This is a genomic window from Bacteriovorax stolpii (assembly GCF_002872415.1).
Lineage (GTDB): Bacteria > Bdellovibrionota > Bacteriovoracia > Bacteriovoracales > Bacteriovoracaceae > Bacteriovorax > Bacteriovorax stolpii.
On the sequence record NZ_CP025704.1, the window covers coordinates 2,519,485 to 2,543,773 of the forward strand.

The window sequence follows — 24,289 nt, forward strand, 5'->3', positions numbered from 1 at the left end:
TTAATGAGCTTGGGCACTAAAAAGGGCCGCTTTATTCTCAATTAAGAATTCCTTAAACCCTTTGGGTTCATGACCTGAAAGTTTCAGGACTGCATCAGTTGCAGTTTTTGTGTCACCATTTTTATATGACAGATCAAATGTAACAAATACATCGGCCCAAATTTCCGGGAGTCCTGATTTTAAAAGCGCTGCCTTTAAATCCGCTTCTGGGATATCGACATACTTAAGTGGTTTTCCACTCACTTCACTGACAAGCTTCACCAGCTCTTCGTAATCGATCACGTCTTTTCCACTAATGTCGTAAATTTCATTTTTTTCATTTTTTTGAATTAAGGCGCCTGCTGCAGCCTCGGCACAATCTTCTCTTGTCACGTAGGCCACTCCCCCTTTGCCTGCTGTTCCATAAAGTGTTCCCATTTCAAGGGCCTGTGGAATAGCATAGAAAATGTTTTGAGCATAAGGATAGTTTCTTAAAATCGTATAAGTCAGACCACTTTCTTTAATCAGCTTTTCTGTTTCAATGTGTTCTTTTGAAACAAAGGCCACCGAAGTATCGGCCTTAGGCCATGATGTATAAACAATATGACGAACACCTGCTTTTTTAGCTGCGGCAATGGCATTTTTATGTTGCTCAACACGCGAACCGATAGCATCGGTACTGATAATAAGAAGTCTCTCAGCTCCTTTAAAAGCAGCGTCCAGCGTTTCTGTTTTCTCAAAGTCTGCACTTCGCACGTCGACGCCTTTGGTGGCAAAAGCAGCAAGCTTCTCAATTTTACGGCTAGTAGCAATGATATTTTTTTCTCCACGCTTAATCAGGTTCTCCAAAACCAATTGTCCTAGTTTTCCTGAAGCGCCGGTAACAAGTAATTTCTTAGACATATACACTCCTTAGGTTAATTTCCTAAGATCATGATAGGCTTAAAAAAGAATACTGATTAGTCAGTATTATCTGGAATAATTATACGGATAACCGTACAATCATTTTTATGAGTTTAGATGGAATTGAAATTTTTGTAAAAGTCGTTCAAGCTGGCAGCTTTAGTGGAGCGGCCAAATTGATGGGAATGCCTACCACTACCGTAAGCGGAAAAATCCAGGCCTTGGAAAGAAGACTTGGGACAACTCTCATTCATCGGACGACGAGAAAACTCAGTGTCACTGAGGCCGGCTCGGCCTATTACCAGCGTTGCCTAAAAGCGCTGGAAGAAATTGAGGCCGGAGAAAATGAACTGGCCAATGTTAAAGTTGAGCTAACAGGCACTCTTCGCATCACCACAGTCCCGGATATCGGGCACTCTTTTCTTCCCTATTATGTGAAGTCTTATCTTGCCGCTCATCCTAAAATGAATATTGAACTCATTCTCACCAATCGTGTTGTCGATTTAGTCGCTGAAGGAGTTGATCTCGCTTTTAGGCTCGGGCAACTTAAAGACTCAAGTCTTATTGCCAGAAAATTCACTGACCTCAAAGGAAGTCTCTGGGCCACTGCCCCTTTTATAAAAAAATATGGAATGCCGACAAATCCCAAAGAGCTAAAAAAATTCCCTTTTGTAAAATTCTCCTCTGCTTTTAATCCTCTGCTTTTAACTAACGGCAAAGACAATGTCGAAGTTTATCCTGAAGGAGTTATCACCGTTGATGATATGCAAACGGCTAAAAGTTTTACTTTAGAAAGTATGGGAATAGGTCTGATTCCTGATTATCTTTGTGTGCAGGAAGAAAAAAATAAAAAGCTCGTTAAGATTCTTCCTAAATGGACCTGGAAGGCCTTTGTGACGGTGAGTTTTGTCTATCCTCCACAGCGTTTTGTTTCTCCCAAAACTCAAAGCTTTATTGAGTGGTGCCTAAAACATCCGCCGCGCGAGGACTAGGTCGACTAAAGAATTTTATCAGTTGGGGCCATGATCTTTTCTGTCTCACCTGGCACTTGAGGGAAGTTCCCCGAGTTCCAGTTGTCTCTGGCCGTGTTCATTTTTTCTTTAGAGCTTGAAACAAAGTTCCACCAGATATATTTCGGATGAGGAAAAGACTCTCCTCCCACGAGTACACAATGCGAGCCTTTTTTAATATGAGCGCGGATATTAGAACCAGGCTCCAGCACGATCATTTCATGATTAGAAAACTTTCTTTCTCCCAGGTCCACTTCTCCTTCAATTAAGTAGAAAGCGACTTCAAACTCTGGGGCCGAATATTCAAAAGTGTAGTCTTCTGTAGCTTCGATGTTTAAAAAGATCATCGGGCTAAAGGCCTTTACCGGAGACTTTTGTCCGTGAAACTCTCCTACTACGACACAAACCTCTGCCCCATCTTTTTTAATTTTTGGGATCTCGTGACTTTTGTGGTTGGTAAATGAAGGCTCCATATCTTCGAGTTCATCTGGAAGGGCCACCCAAAACTGCAGGCCGTGAATATCACTTTCGTGACCGATATCATCGACTGGAGTTTTTTCCGAGTGAGAAATCCCCTTTCCAGCTGTCATCCAATTGACTTCACCGGGAACGATGACCACACTTGATCCGATAGAGTCTTTGTGGTGAATTCGCCCTTTAAAAAGGTAAGTCAGAGTTGAAAGCCCGATATGTGGGTGGGCATTCACTGTTAGTTTATGGTCTTTGTCAAAATGCACCGGCCCCATGTGATCCAGAAAAATAAAAGGACCTACCATGCGCTTTTTTACCCAGGGAAGAACTCTGGTAATGGGCATTCCTGCCAAATCTTTTGCGCGGGACTCGATTACAATTTGAATTTGATTTTCCATTTTATCCTAAAAATCTGCAGTCAGCGGATTGGCCCCTGTCCTGCCGTTAACATTATCCAGTGTATCCATTTGTGCCAGGTCTTCTTTATCAAAATGAAAATCAAAGATATCCAGATTCTCCAGCATGCGCGTAGGATTTCCAGACTTGGGAATCGCAATGATTCCATTTTCATAATGCCAGCGAAGGACAATCTGAGCTGGAGTTTTATTGTGCTTTTTCGTTAAGGCGACAATCACTTCATCATCAAAGAGGTTTCCACGGGCCAGAGGACTCCAGGCCTCAGTCACAATTTTATGCTTGTCGTGAAAAGCGCGCAATTCTTTTTGTTGGAAGTATGGATGAAGTTCCAGTTGATTAATAGCTGGTACAACACCAGTTTCATTAATGAGTCTTTCCACATGATCAATGGTAAAATTCGAAACACCAATAGAACGGGCAATTCCTTCTTTTCGAAGCCTGATTAAAGCTTTCCATGTTGGAATGTATTTTTCTGAATTCACTCCCGGCCAGTGAATCAGATAAAGATCAACATAAGACATTTTTAAATTGCTAAGACTTTTATCCATCGCTCTTAATGTGGCATCGTAGCCGTGCTCTGAGTTCCAGACTTTAGTCGTAAGAAAGATTTCTTCGCGTGAAAGTGAGCTTTCTTTAATCGCCTTTCCAATCCCTACTTCGTTGCCATACATGCTGGCGGTATCGATCAAGCGGTAACCTGCCCCGAAGGCTTCGTCTAGGATCTTAGGAGCATCCGCATCGCTCACTCGCCAGGTTCCAAATCCAATGGTCGGAATTTTCATTCCATCATTGAGAGTGATAAATTTTTGACTGATCTCAACTCTCATTACTTAATCCCTTTAGCGATCTCGTAGGCCTTTTTTACCGCTTCTCTATCCTTCATTTTCTCAAACCATTTTTTCAGGTGAGGAAAATCGTTTAAATTTTGTTTTTGATTTTCATGAGGAACAATCCATGGATAAATCGCCATGTCAGCAATCGTGTACTGCCCGGCCGCAACCCAATCTTTCCCTTCTAAATTTTTATTAAGAACACCATACAGACGGGCCGTCTCTTTCGTGTATCTCTCCATTGCATAAGGGATCTTTTCAGGCGCGTACATATTGAAGTGATGGTTTTGCCCGGCCATTGGCCCAAGCCCCGCCATTTGCCAAAAAAGCCACTCTGAGACTTCGGCCTTCGCGCGGTTGTCGTGAGGAACAAACTTTTTAATTTTCTCCGCTAAGTACCAAAGAATCGCTCCTGATTCAAAAAGTGACATCGGTCCTTTTCCATCTTCAGGACTATTGTCTACAATGGCCGGAATGCGGTTATTGGGAGCAATCTTTAAGAACTCAGGATTGAACTGCTCGTTCTTCATAATATTGACGGGATGAAGTTTGTAAGGAAGGCCTGCTTCTTCCAGGAAAATAGTGATCTTGTGACCGTTTGGAGTGGTCCAATAATATAAATCAATCATGCCTTGTCCTTGGTTAGAGATTTCACTCTTGTAACCTTAAACAAAGCTCCGAGAAGAAGCAACTAAGGAATTATGACACACAATTAAAAGAGAATCTGGCCTTCGATTGCACGGGCAATGCGCGAGTCATCCGGCTCAATCTCCGAAGAAAAACGCTGAATAATTTCACCATCTTTACCAATGAGAAACTTTTCGTAATTCCATAACACGTCTGTAACCATGCCCTCATCCATTTTTTGTGCAATGAAAGCTTTCTTAGCGATGCTATAGAACTGCTCTACCGCTTCCGGCGCTTCATGAGTTAGGTAATCGTATAATGGGTGTTGGTTTTTTCCGCGCACTGAAACTTCTTCGGCCACGGGAAAACTGTAATGTTTTAAGTTTTGACCACTCACTGTGTTGAAGTTTGAACTTGGAATCGCCAGGATATGCAGACCTTGGTCTTTATATTTTTGATAGAGCTTCTCCAGCTTCTTATCCTGATAAGTCATCGTGCAATCGCTGGTGACGTTAACGATCATAAAAGTTTTTCCTCGGTATTCTTCGAGAGAAAACTTCTCATGGTCCTGGTTATTTAATTCGAATTGGTAGATATCCCCTTTCATATTTTACTCCTTAATGGAACAAACGATTTGCTTGATTAGTTTTTTGGTGAATTCTCCGTCATCCAGTGTGCACTCAGCACGGCGTAGATTAGTGCTTCTGCTCCTGATTAGACAAAAGAATGGGCTGATGATTTGAAAACAGACAATTTTCGAATCCCAGTCGGGTTTAATAAAATTTTGGGACTGGGCCTCTTGGATAAAAAGATGTAGACGGTCCCAAATTTTTCCATAGGTTTGTGAAAGAATTCTTCTGGCAAGGTCATGACCTTTTTCCAGCTCTTCCAGATAAATGCTTACGACTTCTTTATTCTCAAGATAGAAGTTAACATAAGACTGCAGATACAAACTCAGCTTTACTTCCATATCAATGATAGATGTAGGAGTCGTCAGGATATTCACCATGTCCTGAAAACTTGAACTCAAGAGCTCTTCTTCAAAAATCACTTCCAGGAGAGAATCCTTTCCACCAAAGTGAAAAGAAATCAAGCTGGGGTTAGCATGGGCATCATCACAGATTTCGCGGACAGACACAGCATGAAAACTTTTTTCCGAAAAAAGCTTAAGAGCAGACGCGATCAAACGATCGCGTCCATTTTCTTTTGTTTTTTTCATTATTGCGTTCATGGTTATTTTGTCACCATGTTGTCTGTGTTTATTTCACCCTTAGTCTCAACAGCTACTTCATGCTTAGGAGCGTGTTCATTCTTTTCTTTATTCGTTGTCATTTTTGTACCAAGCTTATTGGCCCATACTCTGAATCTATCGATATAAACAAAGATCGAAGGCAGTACGACGAGAGTCAAGATTGTTGAAAGAGCAACCCCTGCTACGATAGCCACCCCCATTGATGTTCTCGTTCTCGATGCCGGGTTTAGACCGTAAGCAATCGGAAGAGTACCAGCAATTAGAGCAAACGATGTCATAAGGATCGGACGAAGTCTGGTCTTTCCGGCTTCGATGATCGCTGAGAATCTATCGCGCCCTTCTTCCATTAGCACCTTCGCAAAGTCGACCATTAGAATCCCGTTTTTGCCGGCAACCCCGATCAACATAAAGAATCCAAAAATAGCAAACAGGTTAATCGACTTGCCAGTTAAGAACAGACCAAAGAATGCCCCACTGATGGCAAGTGGAAGAGAAAGCATGATCGTAATCGGAGTGATGAACGATTCATACAGAGAAGAAAGAATCAAATAAATGACCAGGATACCAAAACCAACTGCCACCATAGTCGATGTCATAAGTTTTGCCATATCTTCGGCGTCACCACCAAGGTTCAGGTTTACACCGTCCTCAAGCTTTAAATCACCCTTTGTCATTCTTTCAATATATTCGGCCATAACCTGGTTTAGACCAATACCTGGTTTTAACCCGGAAGAAAGCTCAATGAAACGTCCGCGGTTCATCCTTTCAATCGACGCCGGACCTGTTGTCTCAACTCCGTTAGCGATATCAGAGAGTTTAACTAAGCGGTGGTTGATGTTTGGAACATAAACCTGGTTATAAAGTTTCTTTAAGTCACGCTGATCATCTAAAAGACGAACACGAACATCGTACTCTTGACCATTTTCACGGAAGACTGCCGGAGTCGCCCCTTCGACCTGAGCTCTTAGTTCAGCCCCGAGAGTTTTAGTGTTGATACCGTATTCTTTTGCTTTACCTGGTTTAACTTTTACCTGAAGCTCTGGTTTACCTGTGCGGTAGTTAGAGTCAACGTCAACTAGGCGCGGGTCTTTTTTCATGGCATCGAAAACTTTCATCGCACTTCTCTCCAACGCCTGTGCGTTTGGAGAAGTGATGTTTAGAATAACTGGTTGACGCCCTAATCCCGATGTATCGAATTTCTTAACAATCGGGTTGGCAACTTCTCTATAAGCAACCAACTGCTCACGAAGAGTATTTCTGAAATCTTCTGTTTTGATTCCATGTCTGTCGTGTTTCAGTTTTACGACGTAAGTCGCTTTGTTAACCTCTCCGTTTTCGTTACCGGCAGTATAAAGAACGAAGTCTACGATGTCGTTCTTTTGAACAATATCTTTAATTTCTTTTGCCACTCTTGCTGTCTCATCAATATTTGTCCCTGGAGCTAGCTCAAGCGTGATGTTCAATTCACCAGAGTCATCATCAGGAACGAATTCCCCTGGAAGGAATCCTGCGACATAGAAAGAGAATAAGAAAACAAATAACGTTACACCAATTGTGGCCAGTGGCGACTTCAGGGTGAATGTTACGAACTTTTCGTAAATGTTTTCTAACCATGTCTGGAAACGGTCAAATCCTCTGACCATTCGGCCAAGAGTTTTGTCATAAACACCAGGGTTTGCAGGAATGTGTTTAATATCGTGGTGCTCTCCCCCGAAATAAGCAGCGAGCATCGGGATGATTGTAAGAGCAACAAAAAGTGAAATCGCCATAGAGAAAGCTACCGTTAAACCGAAAGATTTAAGGAACTGACCGATGGTCCCTGACATCATGGCAACTGGTACGAATACCGCCATAACAACCAGAGTGATCGCAATAACGGCCATCTGGATTTCAGCTGTCGCCTTTTGAGCAGCTTCTTTAGAGTCGTAACCTTTTTCCATGAAACGATACACGTTCTCGATAACTACGATGGCATCGTCAATTAAAAGACCTACCGCCAGAGTCAGGGCAAGAAGAGTTACGATGTTAATTGTAAATCCTGCTGCACCAATAAGAACGAAAGCACCAATAAGTGAAACGGGTAGAGAAAGTGCTGTAATAAGCGTCGATCTCACTGATCCTAAGAAGAAGAATACGGTGATAACTGTCAGGATGATACCAATGATGATGGTTTCATAAACGTCATTAACGTTGTCTTCAATCTTAATAGATGAGTCGACAATGATATCAAGTTTTGGTGCGTTCTTCGCATTTTTAAATTCTGCGTTGATCGCTTCTGCCTTTTTCTTAATCTCTTGAGCTACCTTAAGTGTGTTTGATCCCGCCTGACGGTAAACTTGCAGAGTTAGTACTCTCTTGTCACCTAAGTAAGAACGAGATGTCTCATCTTCAAGTGTATCTTTAACAATACCTAAATCAGCAACGCGAGTTGGAACTTCGTTACCATAAAGGTTAACTAGTGTATCGGCCACTTCCGGAACGTTTGAAAATTCCCCTACACCTCTAAATACAAGTTCTTTTTCTCCGCGAGAAACTTTACCTGCCGGGATGTTTTCTCCCATTGCTCCAACTTGAGAAGCAACCTGAGAAACTGAGATCTCTCTTGATTTAAGTTTATTTCTATCTAGGAGAACGTGGATTTCTCTTTTTCTACCACCGATAATTTCAACCGCACCAACGTTATCTACCTGCTCAAGGCGAGGCTTAATGGTTCTATCAGCTAAGTCGAAAAGTTCACCATCACCTAAACCTTCCGCTGTAAGTGAAAGGTAAACAATTGGAGTATCGGCCGGGTCGAATTTTTTAATGATCGGGTCTTCTACTTCATCAGGAAGATCAGCTTTAGCGATGTTTACTTTATCGCGAACTTCCTGCTCAGCAACTTTTGAATCTTTATCGTCGTTAAATTCGATAATAAGGATAGAAACCCCTTCAAGGTTTCTTGATTTAAGACGTTTAATACCAGAGATTGAAGCAATCTCATCTTCAAGCGGTTTTGAAACCAGTGTTTCAATCTCTTGAGGTCCCGCTCCCTGATAAACAGTTTGAACCGTAACAACCGGAATTGATACGTCCGGGAATAAATCTACCGACATTGATTTGAAGGCAGCGATCCCCCCAACCAGAATACCGATAATCACACAGGTGATGAATATGGGTCTTTTGATGGATACGTTAGCTAAACTCATATTACTTCTCCCCTTGGTATAATTTCAGTTGAGACTCAAGTGCAATAATTTGTGTCGCTGCTTGTACGCGAGAAGCTTGCGCTTGTGTGTAGTCTTGTTCGAAAAGAAGAACTTGATAAGTTGTCGTGCGACCTTGTCTCAATCTCGATCTTTCATTTTCTAGTTTTGCTTTTTGTGCTGACTCCATAGTGCGAGAAAGCTTTAATGTTTCTTTTGATTCAGAAAGACTTTGTTTTAAATCAATCCAGTCCTGCTCTTGTGTATAAAGAAGGTTCTGCTCATTAATGTCAGCTGAGTCCTTTAATCTCTGCGCCCCAGCTTTTGCATCGGCCACAGCTTTGAAGTTTAATGGAAGCTGGAACATCACTCCAACATAACCTCTGTCGTGGTTTGTTTTTGCTGAGTTCTCAAAAGCTTTCGATGTCTCTATTCCACGTCCTTGAAGAGTGTAACCACCCACTAAATTTAATGTCGGCTTGTTTCGCTCCAGGATAAGATCGCTTGAAGCTTTCGCTAGTGCTGCCTGAGCACGACTTGCTTTCACATCCAGTCTATCGCCTGGTCTTTGATCAGGGATCTTTAATGTTTCAAGATAATTATAATTAAGTGAATCAAGACCTGGCACCGGCGCGTCCGCATTCGTGTTTAGGTACTTATTAAAAGTTCTTGAAAGACGAAGTCTCTCGTTCACCGCTTGCTGCAGTTGAAGTTTATAAGCTTCAACTAAGGCATTTGCTTGTAGAACGTCAGCACTTTCTCCCAAGTTTTTTTGCTTTTGTTTTTGTACATAACTAAGAATACTATTTCCTGCCGAGAGTGCCTGCTCTTGAATCTTTACTCTCTCTTGAGCTGCGGCCAGTTGCCAGTAAGCAACTTCCGCTTCAATTAATAAATTCTGTGAAAGCGCAAGATTTGCGTATTCATCAGCTTTGTTTTGTTGTCTGGTTAATTCTTCCTGGGCCTTAATCCCGCTTCCAAAACCATTGGCCCATAAAGGCATAGTTAATTCAACACTTGGAGAAGCGTCCCAATACTTATCTGGATTAAAAGTTGATCCTTCATAAGCATTTTTTGTTACAGCATAAGAGAATTTAGTCTCAAGACCAAAACTAAACTGCTGTGAAATTCCTGCGCGGTACACGTCGTTGTCGTATCTGTCATACATCGACATCGGAGGTGTTCCTAAAGAAGTGTCGAAACTTTTTCTCGCTTCCAAGAAGAAGTTTGGTGAAGTTAAAAGATCAGCTTCTCGAGACACAAGTCTCGATCCCAAGGCCTTTTCCTCGGATTGTTTGTAACGTAAGCTTTGACCTTCGACTTGGGCAAGGTATTCAGAGAGACTGAGCGCGAAAGCACTAGAACTCATCGCAACCGTCCCAACAATGGCGATTGTTTTAAGCATGTGTGTGTCCTTTTTGTGATGTAATCAAACGATTACTTTGTTTACTGCCCAAGTATGCTTGAAAACCTTGATGTAATCAAGTGATTACTTTTTGGTAACAACCATAATTTTTATCTATCCTTTAAAAAAATAAGGTGTTAGGCTCAATTTATATGGCATCAAAATCGACAAAACCTAAAAACAAAGATCGTTTAGCGACAGAAGAGCGCCTGCTTTCTGCGGCTGAACAGATCATTGCCAAGCACGGTTTTAAGGGGGCCACAACCCGCATGATTGCCAAAAAAGCAGATGTGAATGTGGCGCTGATCACTCGCTATTTCGGTGGGAAATATGAGCTGTTAGTGAGAATGGTCGAGAGAAAAGCGACAGAAAAACGCTACACTCACCTGGCCTATCCAGTACAAGAATCCATCACTGATGAGTGTTTGCTTTTTGTCCGCCACCGTATCAATCACTTCACAGAAGATTTGGTTATTTTCCGAGTGATCCTTCTACAGTTTTTAACAGACTCAAAATTTTTAAAACGCTTTCAGGAAAACCTGGAGATCTTCGAACGCCATCCTGAATTTGAAGAAAGAGTCCTAACTTTGATCAACAATAAAAAGATGATCAATACTATCCAGCCTCAGCAAATCCTGGACACACTTGAGGATTACATCTTTGGTGTCGTTGTCGGACGCATCCTGATTCACATGGGTGATGATACAATGTGGGAAGACATCGAACATTTCGTGCGCAGCTACTGCTCTTCTTTTGAACTTAAAAAGTAAACTTAAAGACAACATCAATTTTTCATTGGACGTTCACTAAACAATAGATTTTGACCTCTCATCAGGTCATAATGATTCGCAATGAAAAAGCTTTTAATCTTAAGCTCTCTATTTATCTCCCTTAGCGTATACGCTGAAATCGATTTAAAAAAAGCGTCATTGCCTAATGAACGAGTCATCAAGGTCACTGGCCATCCTGATTATCCACCAGTCATCTGGGCCAAGCGTGGTGAGAAAAAACTCAAAGGCATTTCTGTTGAATTGATCGAAAAAATTTTCAAAGAGATCAATGTAAAAGTTGAATTCATCAATGTTGAGACATGGGGACGTGCACAGGAAGAAGTGAAGGCCGGACGTATCGATATGCTTTTACCTCCTTATAAAACAGAAGACCGCCTCGCTTTATACAACTACTCTGCCGAAGCTTTTATGCAGGATGAAACTGTAGTTTTTGTAAAAAAAGGCAAAGAGTTTAAGTTTGAAACTTTTGAAGACCTGCTGAAGTACCCAGGCGTCGCGATCATCAATGATAGTTTTGGAACGAAGTTTGATGAATTTGATAAAACCAACCGCAATATCACCAGACTGCCTACAACTGAACAATGCTTTCGCTTTGTCGACAAGGACCGCGCTCGTTACCTTATTGCCGGCACTAATTCAGGGCTCTCTACGATGACGAAAATGGGCTGGGAAGGTAAATTTGTCATTCTTCCCAAGAGTATCATTGTCACTGGCCTATACGCTCCGATTTCACTTAAATCTCCCTGGAATAGGCCAGAGATCAACGCTTTTCTGAAAAAGAAATTCGCCGAGATTAGGCCGGCAGAGGTAAAAGAGTTGGAAAAAAAATACCTGGCCATCTTTAAGGCCGAAAACGCAAATGTTAAACAAACGCGCTAAGACCTGTAATCGCTCTGCCCACCACCAATGAATTAATTTGTTTTGTCCCTTCGTAGGAATAAAGCGCTTCAGCATCTCCTAAAAAACGCGCGACCTTATTAGAGATTAAAATCCCATTGGCCCCCATAAGTTCACGGGACATACTAGTAATCGTTCGGCATCCGACAGTGCAAAAAACTTTGGCCAGCGAAGCTTGTTCATCCGACATACTACCCTGATCCTGCAATGAACTAAGTCTTGCCACCATACATTGCATTGCTGTTAGCTGGGAGAGCATTTGTGACAGAAGGTCCTGGGTCATCTGAAAGCCGGCAATCGGCCGGTCAAATTGACGCCTCTTCATGGTGTAATCAAGTGTATGCTCATAGGCCCCACGAGCACAGCCAACGGCTTGCCAGGCAACACCTGCTCGGGTCATCTTGAGCACTCGTGCTGTGTCTTTAAAACTATTGGCCCTCTGAAGCCTGCGCTCTTCGCTCACTTTGACGTTCTTCATTCTGATGATCGCATTTTGTACGATCCTTAGAGACATTTTATCTTCAATCTTTTCTGTTTCTAATCCATTGGTGTTGCGATCGACGATAAAACCTTTTACTTGATGATCGTCTTCATCTTTGGCCCAGATGATAATAATATCAGCAAACGTAGCATTCCCAATCCACTTCTTTTCACCATTAATCGTCCAGGTGTCTCCTTCGCGTTTACACGTTGTCGTCAGCCCCATAGAAGCAGCTGATCCGACCTCCGGCTCAGTTAAACCAAAGGCCCCGATTTTTTCCATGGCAATCATCGGTGGAATAAACTCTTCAATCTGCTCCGGTGAACCGCAGTGATAAACTGAATTCATCGCCAGTCCCGCATGCACTCCAAAAAAAGTACATATCGAGACATCAATGCGCGCAATTTCCTCACCAACCATTCCTTCCAACAGATTGCTGCGCTCCTGGCCTCCAAGATTTTTATTATATGTGAGCCCCATGATATTGAGTCTCTTCATTTTTTCGATAATCTGAAAAGGAAACTCCCCTTTCATCCAATACTCAGTGGCGATCGGTTCAATCTCTTCGATCATGAATCTTCGCACACTATCAAGCACTAGCTTTTCGTCGGCATTGAGGTATTCTCGAGTGTCGTAAAAATCCCCATTGATAGGGGGAAATTTGGGCGTTCGGCGTTTTTTGATTTTGCGTGCCTGATCAAGCCACATCAACACTTCATCATCGTCTAAGTCACTTAAAAAAGATAACATCGCCGGTATACTTTTGATAAGATTTAGGTCTTTTTTACTCTTATCCTCAACTTTATCAAAAGCATCTTTCATTTTTCCACTAACTTCGCTCCAAAAACTTTCCATAAATTCCTCCCGGTCTTTATGGTAGGTGCAATGCTAATGCCCAAGTAAAAAGCTAACAAACTTGTCTCACTTTCTGCCTGAATTTACCTGGATTTTGCTTGGTCTTCGAGGTGAAAAAGCGCGTGAAGTAATTGGGGTCATCAAAACCTAATTCAATCGCAATCTCACTCACCGATAAATCGGAATAAGCTAAAAGCCTTTTACTCTCTAAAATGCAGCGCTCTTGAATCAGGTCTCGTACACTCTTTCCAATTATACGATTCACTTTCGCCGTGAGCGCCTTGGGTGTTATCCCCAGTGTTTTTGCATAGAATTCGACACCGTGATGTTTTTTATAAAATTTCTCCACGAGATTGGTGAAGTCCTCACGAAATTTTGAAACCCTGGAAATTTTTTTAGGCTGATCCTGAATGATACGCGAAAACAAGAGCAGCAAAGTTGCAAGATGAAGTCTTAGAAGAATCTCAAAATCTTTTTTCTCTTCTTCGTACTCTGTCAGCATTTTCTGTGCGTGAGTGAAAATCTCTTCACGGGTTGTCCCAGCGACTTCAAAGTAATTCACTGAAGGCATAAGTGCATCGGAGAAAATATTGTAGGCCTCATCACCTGAGAACATCGAAAGCCCTTCAAACTCGATAACGACCCCACAAGTGTCTTTACTCATGGCCCATGAATGAACTTGCGCCGGAAGCATAAAAAAGATTGAACCTTTTTTCACATCATGACGCTCGAAATCAATCTCGTGCCACCCCGATCCTTTCGTAATGACCACCAGGTGAAAAAAATTGTGCTTGTGTGGAAAAGGCACTGCTGGAATCAATCGGTTTTCCAGGCGAGTGACTCTCACCTGTTTGGTTAAACCCGAGACGACTCCAAAGGAGTCCATTGGATGAAGGGTGTCCAGATGATGGTGGTGATCGTGCTTCTTTTTCATAGTTGTCTCCCAGGAGATAGTACCACAAATGGGGCGTTTTGTGCTATTTTTTAAACCTTGAGTCCATAGAGCCTGACTCCCCCTTTTGGTATAATAAAAACACCCAGAGGAGGGTTCAATGAAACGACTATTTATGTGCTTACTCATGCTCGGGTCAGTCTCATCTTTTGCCAAAGATTTTGAATTGATCAAAGAGCACTCTAAAATTGCTTTTGATGTCGACTACATGTTGATGACGAAAGTTGAAGGCCAGTTTAAAGACTACCAGGGCTACTTCACACTCAACAGTGCTGAAAATGACTTATCTAATATCAGAATCACGGTGAATGCTGAAAGTGTCGACACCAATGACGGGAAAAGAGACTTTCACTTAAGAGGTCACGAGTTCTTCTTTACGGCGAATTATCCAGAAATCACTTTTGAGAGTCCGGGACCGATTAAGCTTGAGACAGGTAAAAAGCTAGTGATTGGCGGTTATTTAACAATGAGAGGGATCAAGCGTCCTTTGATTCTTGAAGGTGTCTATAAAGGGAAATTAAAAGACCCATGGGGAAAGGACAACTACTTCTTCACTCTTTCAGGTGAAGTGGATAGAAAAACTTATGGCATCGTCTGGAACAAATCGATGGACAATGGCGGAGTATTGATCGGTGACTCTGTTCGCATTGCCATCACTGTCCAGGCGCAAGTGCTCGGAGAGAAGACTCCTTTTTCAACTCACATGGTTCCAACAACAAAAGGGATTGTGGAGAGAGATCTCCTGCAAAAAGGAAAGATCAAAAAGCTTTCGACATCAACTGACCCGAAAGATCATACTAAAAAAGAAGCTAAAAAATAGTTTCTCTCACTTGAAAAACGGCCGCCTTTCTTATGGCGGCCATGAGTTTAGAAAAATCCTTCCCTGTTACTGTCTCAATTAAAGGAAATTGAAGTTCAATGCTAAGCTCTGAGTTCCCAGTAAAAAAGATGAAAGGTACTTGATGCTTATTTTCTCTTAAGTACAAAAGAAGTTTATCCCCTTTCTCCTCTGGCATGTCATAATCACATAGAACCAGATCAAAACATTGGTCTTTTAATCTTTTTATTCCTTCAGAAGCTGAAGAGGCCATCTGAACTTCCAGAATAAAAAACTCATGCAAAAAATCTTTTAGATTCTCCCTTACTAACCAACTGTCATCAACAACTAAAATTTTCTTCATTTTAATCCGAAATTTTTCTGACAACAATTTCATATTGGCCCGGACCTATATCTGCACGGTAAATCAATGTAGGTAAAGCGGGCTTCGAGGTCTTGCCAAAGGCCAGATAATCAATGGTTGTATTGAAATAATTAGCGACTCTTTCTAGTTGTTCTAAGTTAGGACTACGCCCTTTAAGCCATGTATTGAGAGTGGACTTGGGAACTTGAGTCTCGCGAGCAAGCTCTGCAATAGATAAATTATTTTCTTCCAGAAGTTGTTTTAAATTCTTTATAAGCATAATAAACCCCAGGCAAATATAGTTTATTATCGCATAAAAAAAATGCCTTTTAGCATATGGACACAATCTCGTTCGTTATAGAAATTTTGAACACGAATATGTTCAAAAATGAATACAAATGTGCCCAAAAAAAATGATTTTTAAGAATTAGATGTCAGAAATAACGGAATAATTAACTCCGAAGGAATCGGAGTTGAACTTTTCCAAAGATTTTTAAGCGGAATGTTTTTAGCGACACTTAAAATTTTTCTCAAAGTGCTCATATCGAGTTTTCCCTGGATAAGGTCTGCTGCCGTAACAGTACCGTCGCTTTCCAGAGTGATTTTAATTTTAATCAGCTGATCTTCCTTAATGACTAAAGTAGCCCCTAGTCTGGTTTCAAAGTGTCTTTTGATTTGAGAGAAAAGCACTCCACCATCAAAGTCCCCTGCACCAGTTCCAAATCCCAACCCACTTGCGCCAGGGCCCGTTGCTGCTCCATTGCCCCCTGTTCCTGCTGATGAATGAGCTGAAGCGACTGCTGATACTGAATCAGTCGTTATTGCTTTTTCTGTTGGAGTTACTGTTTTGGTAAAAGATGAAGTTGCTAAAGCTTCTTTCACAGGGCTTTTTGCAGCAGCAGGCGCGCCTGAGGCACGTCTGCTGAAATTGATTCCATCTAAAGAGATTGTTTTCCCATTACCGCGTCCACCAGTAAGCTCCAGCGTTTGCACTGAACCTCTATACAAAGCGGCCGACGCCACTAAAACCACTAGTCCATGAACAGCGATTGAAGCGGTGAAAGCGCGAATGTCTGTAGCGGCGAAAACTTTCATATTCATTACCAGTTGTAAGTTAGTCTTACACCCAACTCTCTCGGAGTGCTTACCTGGTGGTATGTCCCAGGAAAGGCCGTCGATGTTGGAGTCCCATCATAAATTAAATAGTCCTTATCGAACAGATTTTTTGTATAAACTTCAATCCCGTAAGATGAGAAAACATATTCAGCGTTCAGGTCAATGTAATACTGGTTTGGTGCTCTTTTTGTATTTTCAGCATTGGCCCAGCTTTGTCCTAACAAACGTCCTATCACACCAACACTCAGGTTGTCAGTGACTTCTGACTTCCATGAAATAAGTCCGGTGTATTTTGGAGCATTCGGGAACTCTTTACCTGCATAATTCGTACTGCCTGATTTGAAGTTTAAAAACTTCGTTGCCACGTAACCTACGCTCGCTCCTAAATGGTGACGAGAAAGGATCTTTACGCCCCCCTGAACCTCGGCCCCGTATAGCTCTGATGAAGAGGCATTTTTGATAGAAGAGTCATAGGGGTCATTTTGAACGACACGAACTTGAACCTGTTGCTTTTTCCAGTTCGTGTAAAAGATATTTGTTGAAATGTTAAAAGTCTTATCATTGTATTTTTGCGACAGCTCGTAGTTGTGAGTGAGTTCAGGGTCGTAGTTGCTGGCCGTCCCGCGCCTGCGGTTAACACTCACTCCCCCGTTTCTGTAAGCTTGAGAGTATGAAAGACCAAAATCGTTATTGGCATTCAAATGATAGACATAACCAAGTTTTGGCAACGCCATTAGCTTCTTATTTTCATCTCCATGGTCTCCGATAATTCCTGCGACATAGTTGTCGATTGTCGTATTGGACCCACCGTAGTTTCCATTTCTTACTCCGTATAAGAATGTTTTGTATTCATTAACTACATACTCTAAACGAAGCCCAAGATTTAGCGAGTGCTCCTCTGTAAAGTCATAAGTGAAAGAGTCAAACAAACTGTAAACTGTCTTTAAGTTCTTCTGCGCCTGGATAGCATCAATTAATGCGTAATTTGTACCTCCAAGTGGGAACATTACATTGAAGTGATGGTAGTCATTTAATTTGTAATTATGCAGGTTAAACCCAAGTGTATTGCTAATCTTTCCTGACTTATATTGCAGTAGATTTTCAAGAGTCATCATTTGGTCTTTGTAATCTTCTGTTCTGAGTCCTGCGAGGTTGTTTTTAGTCCCGTCGGCATCCGAAGAGACTTCTTGTTTCGACTTGGAAAAGGCCACGATGAGTGTATTTGAGAAATCCTCATTCACTTTTTTGTAATAACGAATAGAGCCTTGGGCATTATGGGCCTTATTTTTATAGTCAATGTCCTCCAAAACTTCGTGTTTGAATGGATCTGTGCCTTGAACGTAGGTTCCACCTGTTGAATTTCTAAACATCTTCAAATCAAAGATCAACTTGTCGTTGTCGCTGATTTGATACAGAAAGCTTGCTCTGGCCGCATCTTTGTTTTTTCTTCCCCATTTATCATTTTTAGTCGTCACATTTTTAATGTATCCGTCAGACGCATCTTTGTTATAAGTGATTCTCGAAGTTAAAATGCCTGGGATGATTTCATTGTTAGTCATCACTGCTACTTCTTTTCTATCAAAACTTCCATAACCTAAACGCAGCTTTCCTTCTCTGAAAAAGGAAGGCTCTTTATGGTTAACCAGGATCGTTCCGGCCAGAGAGTTGATCCCTTGAGTTGTGGCCTGTCCACCTCTGTGGATTTCTATTCCATCCAAGTCCCAAAGATCAAAGACACCTGCGCGGATGGCCAGGTCTGACTGGAAAACATCGTCGATGATCGTAGAAGCTAAGTTATCTTTTTGAACTCCTGTTACTCCTGTGTTGTTAATTCCACGGATGCTGTAAGACTCACCATTTTTATTAATCTGAACATTTGAGACACCATTGAGTGAGTTGATTGAGTTATCAATAGTTCCGGCCTTAAAGTCGTCATTTTTAATAACCGAAATACTAGAAGTTGTTTCGTTGTACTTTTTTTGTTCTTTCGTTCCACGGATCACAATCGAATCCAGCTCCATTGACGTCTGGGCATAAAGAGAAGTTGAAAGAAGAGAGAGCGCGAGAATTGATTTCATAAGGTCCTTTTCAAATTATCTATAGTTCATAAAATTTCTCACCTGATTGTTAATCTGGTAAAAATTTTCATTTAAAATTGTATTTGTCACGACTGCCGATCTCCAGGCCATTAGACTGGTCTGTGGCTCAGAAATCCCGTGCATGTGACGGCTGAAATTTAGAGCAAAAATTTTATTTTCTTTTGGTCCTTCCCATTTAACAGTGAAATCTTTGTTTAATTGAAAACGTCCGTTTTCATCAAACATGATTTTAGTTCTCATCGGCTCAATCATTTTTGGAACCGATACATCAAAACCAGTACACAGGATCACGATGTCGGCCTGGAACTCATCCATCCCATTGGTGAAATGGTTTTCCATAACCATGCGGTAGCGGCCATTCATGTTTTCGACTTTTGAAAGACGTCTGCTCGGACAAATTTCGAAATCCAGGTTATCGCCTTGGACGAAACGACGCTGGTAAAGCTCCTGGTATAACCCTTCCAGGTAATGAGGAGTGTTTCCATCGCTGGCATATTTTTGTGCCTTCACGATTCCTTCTTTTGTATTGAGAGAAACATCGAAGAAGTTTTCGACGTAGGCCGGTGAAAAATACTCGTTTGTAAATGGCGATTCATCTAAAGGAAGAAGCCCCATTCTCCCTGTCACAAGTTTAATACTTTTTGGGCGGGACCATTTATTATTTAGTGCATTTCTAAAGATCTCAACACCCGTCTGCCCTCCACCGATCACTAAAACATCCTTTCCTTCAAGGTTTAAGTTTTTAAGCTCTGGTGATTTAGCGTGGAAGAAGGTTTTTGATAGATGCTCAATCGTGCATTCAGGAACTCTTGGAGTCAGCCCTGTCCCAATGCAGATATTTTTGGCCTTATACGTTACGTTTTTTGCTTGCAGGACAAAACTCTTTCCATCGTAGTCTACGGCCGTAATGGGAGAATCAAACTGCAGTCTCTTTTCCAGTTTTGTCGAAGTCCATTGGCAGTATTGTTCAAATTCTTTTCTGGTTACATTGCTTCTTCCCGTATTCATAAACACATGAAACAGCCCATTTTCTACCAGGTAATTGAGAAATGAATAACGGCTTGTCGGGTCTACAGGAGTCACCAGGTCTTTTAAGTAAGATGTTTGCATATCAGAGTCTGAAAAAAGGATTTCTGAATGCCAGTCAAATGAAGATTTCTGATCAAAGAATTTATAATCTAGTGCTGTTTTATCTAAAATAGCGGCAAGACTTAAATTGAACGGTCCGATTCCTACACCGGCCAGGTCTAATTGCTTATCCATTGATTTCCTCTTTGTGTTTTAAACCCAGGTAAAGTGGATTTAGTAAATCAACTCCCACCATTGGTTTAGGTCTTTCACTTGAGTCCCCGTAACCGATCTTAAAGCGCACTTTGTTCACCAGGACTCGGTGAATCTTTTCATTTAAAAAACTCAACTCTTTTGGAACCGAGTATTCGTTAATATAATTTTCTATAACCTCTGCCAGAATCTGGTAGAAGTTAATTTCTAAAAAACCGTCGCTTTCTTCCATTACTTCAGACACAAAACGCAGCACTGTCACCAAATGCCCTGTTAAAAGGTCGTGGATCAGGTACTCTTTTGGCATTTTATCCAGCTTGGCCGCCAGGTCTTTAAAATCAGCGCGAGTGTTTAGGATTGAGTCGTTTGAAAGTCTTAAGTCGCCCTGGAAGTCTTTTAGGATGATCCCAATCGGAGCGTAGTTACTCATTTTTAGAATAATATTCTGCCCATGTGACACCAGACCCAGTCCGTATTTCACTTGCAGGTGATAAAGAGGAATAATGACAAACTTAAAATACTCTCTCAGCCACTGTTCTTTAGTTAGTTTTGATTTTGCGATATAAGCGCCAATCAACGACTTTTTTTCTAAGTCCTGAAAGAAAAGACTTCCAGTTAAAATCCCTTGCTCGTTTTCGGCCAGCTTAGATGATGTACTCTCTCTCCAGATCGCTCCAAGGTATTCTTTATAACGGTATGGTGAGTTTTTTACCTGAGCGTAGGCTTTATGTTCAAAACTTGCCCCACCTTTTTCAACCAGCACATCAGTGTTCAGTGATTTTAAAAGTTGATCTTCCTGACACAGGCTTAAGATCGAGCGTGAGAGTCTTGCTCCGATCGAAATATAACGAGCAGGAATGCCCCTGATTGCTGAAGTGTTTAAAATCGTCAGCGGAAGCTTGACATCCACTTTCTCAGGACGAGAGATATTTGAAAGTGTCCTGATTGAAATTTGTGGCAGGTACTCATCTCCAAAAAAACCGAGTTCAACCATTTCTCCCTTGGCCAGTGATTCCATATACTGGATTTTCACAAAGCGCTCCCACTGCCACGGATGCAGCGGAAGGAAGATGTATTCATCAAATGAAAGCTTTTTTTCCCAAAGCACTTCAAAAAGGCGATTCATTTCATTTTTATCAAGTGACTCCTCTAAAAGAGAAGTCATTGAATACTGATCATCAAAAGAAAATTCCAGGACATCTTTTTTTATCGCCACCCAGAATAAAGTGACAGGCATTTCACTTTCTGGCGCATAGGTCTGAAGCTCTCTTGCTCCCCAACCAACTCTTCCCTTTGAAAGAAGAATCTTAGGGTGCCCGTTTAAATAGGCCTGGATTTTTTCTCCGCTCCAGTAGCTCATTGCCTGAGCAGAGATATTTTTTTGTTTATTTAAAAGTGCAATGTCCGAGTAAAGACTGTTGTGCATTTCTTCTAAGAAATTCCCCAGGACGATATCATCCATTTCCAGGTCGGCCTGAGCATCGATAAAAAAAGTCGCGGCAGAAATCTCAGCGCTTCCCGTTTTTTTAATCGACTGAGCATCAACTCTCAAGTGATCCCAAATCCCCATCCAGGCAGAAAAAGTGTACTCAGCTCCACTCTGCAGGCGGACGCGGTACTTTCCTTTTTCCATTTCTTCGGCCTTTAGGATCTGCTCATAAGAGAGTTCTCCCAAAGTTTTTGCCAAAAGGTTTAAGTTAACTTGCAGCCAATCGTTCACAGATAATCTCCCATGAAAAAAACTTCTCTTTTGCATTCAAGAAGGGCCGCGCGTTTATGGGGAAAATCAAACTCGTAGAGTTTTCTCCACGCTGTAAAAGTGTCTACATACTTTAAAACTTTGGCGTTATCAGATCTTGGCTCGGCCATAATTTTTCTTGTTCTTACTTCATCTAAAAATAAGAAATGGCTTAAGCTCTTTAAGATGCTGTCAGTATTTTGGAATCCTAAAAATTCAGGGTTTCCAATCAGGAAGTGAAATCCACGATCGTAAGCTTCACTCTCATAGTAAGGGGCCAGGCGGTCTTCGCGTGTCCAATACATTTCAAAGTACCCGACAGGAACACCATCGCACTCAGCAATCATTGGCAAGGTGTGAGGGTCTTTTAAACCTTTTTGGATGTATTGAAGAAGCTCTTCTTTTGGCAATGCCAGCTCCCAAAAATTCGCCACTCTTGGTTGATTGTGCCAGTCATGAAATGTATCCAGGTCTTTTACCTGATCAATCATTCTAAAGCTTAATGTCTTTTTGATGGCCGGAACATAACGGCTATAAAGTGTACCCGATTGAATGTCGGGTCTCACCGGATGAGCGTAGTTTCCTGTTTGTGTCCACGTCTCCAGTGTCGGAGCATAATCATGTTCTGCATGCCAAAGAGTTCTAAGCTGAAAGAACTGATGGCGATCGACAACGATGTCTCCACCTTTTAGAAAGTATTTTAAAACGATGTCACATGAAACGTAGTTCTCAACTTTAAGAGTTTTAAGTTCTGGGTTGTGCCCAAAGATATACTCGAGAGCAACAAGCAAAAGATCATCGTTGTCTCTGCGACTTCCCTGTTCAACTTTTAAGAGTCCTGGAGAAAGCATCAATACCAGCTCATCTTCGCCTGCACTGATAGTACAAAGGCCCTCGACTAAAGAAGCAGTAAATGATTCTTTAAGCGCCAGTGGTTTATAAGTGACATTCTTTAATGTGGTTAACATAGGTTTTTCTCACAAAGAGGATTTTTAATTTGATTGTAAATTCCCAATGGGTTTTCCGTTGTGTTTTCGTTCATATTGACGAATGAGCACAAAAAATTCCCTTTTTGCAGCAAGAACTCTCCGTCCAGTAGATAGTTGAAACAAGATGTATCGCGCACTCCCTCTGCTCTCCATTCAAGCAGAGACTGGCGAAGAACTTTGAGTAATTTTTTTTCGGCGACTTTGCCATCGCGGGCAAGAGTGCTAATTACGTTGAACGTTGAATTGATCATCAGGTAATAGGAAAAAAGAGTGTTCCCCAATTTATCATCGAGAATATTTCCGTTTTCCACCGTCATGAGATCGACGTCTTTAGCAAAAAGCTCAAAGCCCACTTTGCTATAGCCTGTTCCCTGACAGTCTCTAAAATAAGCTCTCTTTGGAAGATGATTTTCAATATCCAAAATCATATTTTGTTGGTGAGCTCCTAAAAGCACACCGTAATTTGCCTGCGCCATCATTAAGGGCTTTACGGCGACGTCTAAATATTTTTTTAGCCAGGTCACGGCAACTTCATCACTTGCTTTTCCCGATTCCCTGGCCAATTCATTGAGATGAAGCCCAATTAAACTTTTACCTCCTGTCGGATGGTCTTGAGTTAAAGTGGCCAGGACACATTTTTGATCAGACTGACCGGTTGTGAAAGGATTCAATCTTAAAGCGACAATTGTTTCATTTAAGATCTTTTGGTCCTTATCAACCAAGGCCATAAAAGCTGGTTCAAAAAGAATGGTGAAGTTTGGATACTTATGAGAGAACTCTCTTCCTTTCTCAGTTCTAAAAACATCCATTACCTGAAGGCCTCTTACGACTTCCAGAGGCAACAGATGGCGAACAGAGTTGGTTAATCTCACGCTTAAAGAGAATTTAAGCATATAAGGCGAGTGCTCATTGTACACTGAGCGAAGAGATGAAGTCGGAGACCATTTCTCCATCAGGTTTTCACTAGCGCCAAGATCAATCAGTAAATTCCCTTCTACGTACTCACGGATAAGCGGTTTTTTCAGGATGACCTTTTTTTGCCAAGGGTGAACTGGAAAGGGAATATAACCTTCGGCCAATTTTTCTTCTAAAAAAGCGTTCTCACTAAAAGCGCTAAGGATCATGTCATTTGACCAATTTTTAGCTTCGAAGTTTTTTGAAATGTGGTGGTGAAGGATTTCTGGTTTCACTAAGAACCAGTGAAGAAGAAATTCCCCTGCACTCTCCGGAGCAAACTCGCGGAAGTCTTCGCGGCTAAATCCATCGCGATTTTTTGGGTGCGGGTGGAAAGTGTGTCCAATAAACAAACCTTGCTCGGCCTCTTTAAAATTCATCTCACCTTTTGAGTAAAGGTTTAAGAGCTCATTTAAACGAAGACCGAGGGCCGACTCAATGTTATTGACACTGTCAGTGATTCTCTCCATAAAAATACTGATTTGTTCTGGAGATGTTTTATACTGAGCGCTTAAATGTGCCAGCAGCACTTCCACCAGTTCAAGGAAGCTCACTTCTTCAACGTCAGCATGTTTGTCTTTTTTGTAAAAGAAAGAATCGCTGTACTCGTGACGTCCGATCTCTGAGAAAGTCACTAACGGAAGAATTATCACACCTTCGTTTTTCAACGGAATAACAAATGAATTTGAATCTTGATCAAAGTTATAATCACTCCACTCTCTAAACAGCGAGTTTAAAAAGCAGTGGGCCGAGTGTTTTTCAGAAAGAGCGTTAACCTGCATAAATAGATAACCACATTTAAAGTTCTGTATTGTGTATACTTCACCATAAACTTGTTTGACAAGCCAAACTTTTTATAATAAGTTACCTCTGAAA

At 41.5% G+C, this 24,289-nt stretch carries 22 protein-coding genes; 4 read left to right on the top strand and 18 right to left on the bottom strand.

Translation table 11 applies throughout. The features are described 5' to 3' along the window. Nucleotides 1–882, bottom strand: coding sequence for an SDR family oxidoreductase (locus C0V70_RS12380; protein WP_102244176.1), 882 nt, complete (start codon nt 880–882; stop codon nt 1–3). A 107-nt stretch (nt 883–989) separates the two neighbouring features. Between C0V70_RS12380 and C0V70_RS12385 the strand changes: the two genes are divergently transcribed. Beyond that, nucleotides 990–1,874, top strand: a complete 885-nt coding sequence (locus C0V70_RS12385) for a LysR family transcriptional regulator (protein ID WP_102244177.1) — start codon at nt 990–992, stop codon at nt 1,872–1,874. Nucleotides 1,875–1,879: 5 nt separating this feature from the next. On the opposite strand, the gene C0V70_RS12390 is transcribed toward C0V70_RS12385, so the two are convergent. The 7 genes from C0V70_RS12390 to C0V70_RS12420 form a co-directional block, all read right to left on the bottom strand. Then, nucleotides 1,880–2,761: a pirin family protein gene (locus tag C0V70_RS12390; protein ID WP_102244178.1), complete on the bottom strand. Its 882-nt coding sequence runs from the start codon at nt 2,759–2,761 to the stop codon at nt 1,880–1,882. Nucleotides 2,762–2,767: 6 nt separating this feature from the next. After that, nucleotides 2,768–3,607, bottom strand: coding sequence for an aldo/keto reductase (locus C0V70_RS12395; protein ID WP_102244179.1), 840 nt, complete (start codon nt 3,605–3,607; stop codon nt 2,768–2,770). Next, nucleotides 3,607–4,239 carry a glutathione binding-like protein gene (locus tag C0V70_RS12400; RefSeq protein ID WP_102244180.1) on the bottom strand — a complete coding sequence of 211 codons (633 nt, stop codon included), beginning with the start codon at nt 4,237–4,239 and terminating at the stop codon, nt 3,607–3,609. Before C0V70_RS12400 ends, C0V70_RS12395 begins: the two co-directional genes overlap by 1 nt. Nucleotides 4,240–4,322: 83 nt before the next feature. Next, entirely contained in the window at nt 4,323–4,844 is a 522-nt protein-coding gene (locus C0V70_RS12405) for a glutathione peroxidase (RefSeq protein WP_102244181.1), read from the bottom strand. 3 nt (nt 4,845–4,847) lie between these two features. Next, entirely contained in the window at nt 4,848–5,468 is a 621-nt protein-coding gene (locus C0V70_RS12410; RefSeq protein ID WP_102244182.1) for a TetR/AcrR family transcriptional regulator, read from the bottom strand. A 2-nt stretch (nt 5,469–5,470) separates the two neighbouring features. After that, nucleotides 5,471–8,677, bottom strand: coding sequence for an efflux RND transporter permease subunit (locus tag C0V70_RS12415; protein WP_102244183.1), 3,207 nt, complete (start codon nt 8,675–8,677; stop codon nt 5,471–5,473). Nucleotide 8,678: 1 nt separating this feature from the next. Continuing rightward, a complete protein-coding gene (locus tag C0V70_RS12420) occupies nt 8,679–10,079 on the bottom strand; it encodes a TolC family protein (RefSeq protein ID WP_208107740.1) in 1,401 nt (466 codons plus the stop codon). Between the two features lie 152 nt (nt 10,080–10,231). Here C0V70_RS12420 and C0V70_RS12425 point away from each other — a divergent pair, with 152 nt between their 5' ends. Together C0V70_RS12425 and C0V70_RS12430 are read left to right on the top strand one after the other, a co-directional pair. After that, complete coding sequence (locus C0V70_RS12425) at nt 10,232–10,849, top strand: TetR/AcrR family transcriptional regulator (RefSeq protein ID WP_102244184.1); 618 nt, start codon at nt 10,232–10,234, stop codon at nt 10,847–10,849. Between the two features lie 81 nt (nt 10,850–10,930). Continuing rightward, nucleotides 10,931–11,749 carry a substrate-binding periplasmic protein gene (locus C0V70_RS12430; RefSeq protein WP_102244185.1) on the top strand — a complete coding sequence of 273 codons (819 nt, stop codon included), beginning with the start codon at nt 10,931–10,933 and terminating at the stop codon, nt 11,747–11,749. Here C0V70_RS12430 and C0V70_RS12435 read toward each other — a convergent pair. Continuing rightward, nucleotides 11,733–13,103 (bottom strand): acyl-CoA dehydrogenase family protein, encoded by a 1,371-nt coding sequence (locus C0V70_RS12435; protein WP_208107739.1) that lies wholly within the window; start codon nt 13,101–13,103, stop codon nt 11,733–11,735. The two genes, C0V70_RS12430 and C0V70_RS12435, sit on opposite strands and share 17 nt — an antisense overlap. Nucleotides 13,104–13,155: 52 nt before the next feature. Further along, a complete protein-coding gene (locus C0V70_RS12440; RefSeq protein WP_142409226.1) occupies nt 13,156–14,037 on the bottom strand; it encodes an AraC family transcriptional regulator in 882 nt (293 codons plus the stop codon). Nucleotides 14,038–14,155: 118 nt separating this feature from the next. On the opposite strand from C0V70_RS12440, the gene C0V70_RS12445 reads away from it, so the two are divergent. Further along, nucleotides 14,156–14,875, top strand: coding sequence for a YceI family protein (locus C0V70_RS12445; RefSeq protein WP_102244187.1), 720 nt, complete (start codon nt 14,156–14,158; stop codon nt 14,873–14,875). On the opposite strand, the gene C0V70_RS12450 is transcribed toward C0V70_RS12445, so the two are convergent. The 8 genes from C0V70_RS12450 to C0V70_RS12485 form a co-directional block, all read right to left on the bottom strand. Continuing rightward, a complete protein-coding gene (locus C0V70_RS12450) occupies nt 14,865–15,236 on the bottom strand; it encodes a response regulator (protein ID WP_158649671.1) in 372 nt (123 codons plus the stop codon). The genes C0V70_RS12445 and C0V70_RS12450 overlap by 11 nt on opposite strands. A gap of 1 nt (nt 15,237) precedes the next feature. Next, nucleotides 15,238–15,516 (bottom strand): helix-turn-helix domain-containing protein, encoded by a 279-nt coding sequence (locus C0V70_RS12455; RefSeq protein ID WP_102244189.1) that lies wholly within the window; start codon nt 15,514–15,516, stop codon nt 15,238–15,240. Nucleotides 15,517–15,656: 140 nt separating this feature from the next. Continuing rightward, the gene (locus C0V70_RS12460; RefSeq protein ID WP_102244190.1) at nt 15,657–16,337 is read right to left on the bottom strand and encodes a hypothetical protein; all 681 of its coding nucleotides are present in this window, start codon (nt 16,335–16,337) and stop codon (nt 15,657–15,659) included. Continuing rightward, nucleotides 16,337–18,430, bottom strand: coding sequence for a TonB-dependent receptor (locus C0V70_RS12465; protein ID WP_102244191.1), 2,094 nt, complete (start codon nt 18,428–18,430; stop codon nt 16,337–16,339). The genes C0V70_RS12460 and C0V70_RS12465 overlap by 1 nt, the downstream gene beginning before the upstream one ends. A gap of 15 nt (nt 18,431–18,445) precedes the next feature. Then, the gene (locus C0V70_RS12470) at nt 18,446–19,714 is read right to left on the bottom strand and encodes a lysine N(6)-hydroxylase/L-ornithine N(5)-oxygenase family protein (protein WP_102244192.1); all 1,269 of its coding nucleotides are present in this window, start codon (nt 19,712–19,714) and stop codon (nt 18,446–18,448) included. Continuing rightward, complete coding sequence (locus C0V70_RS12475) at nt 19,707–21,452, bottom strand: IucA/IucC family protein (RefSeq protein ID WP_208107738.1); 1,746 nt, start codon at nt 21,450–21,452, stop codon at nt 19,707–19,709. Before C0V70_RS12475 ends, C0V70_RS12470 begins: the two co-directional genes overlap by 8 nt. Next, complete coding sequence (locus C0V70_RS12480; protein WP_208107737.1) at nt 21,449–22,438, bottom strand: GNAT family N-acetyltransferase; 990 nt, start codon at nt 22,436–22,438, stop codon at nt 21,449–21,451. The genes C0V70_RS12475 and C0V70_RS12480 overlap by 4 nt, the downstream gene beginning before the upstream one ends. Continuing rightward, on the bottom strand, nt 22,432–24,195 hold the full coding sequence (locus C0V70_RS12485) for an IucA/IucC family protein (protein ID WP_102244194.1): 1,764 nt from the start codon (nt 24,193–24,195) through the stop codon (nt 22,432–22,434). The genes C0V70_RS12480 and C0V70_RS12485 overlap by 7 nt, the downstream gene beginning before the upstream one ends. Nucleotides 24,196–24,289 lie beyond the last annotated feature (94 nt).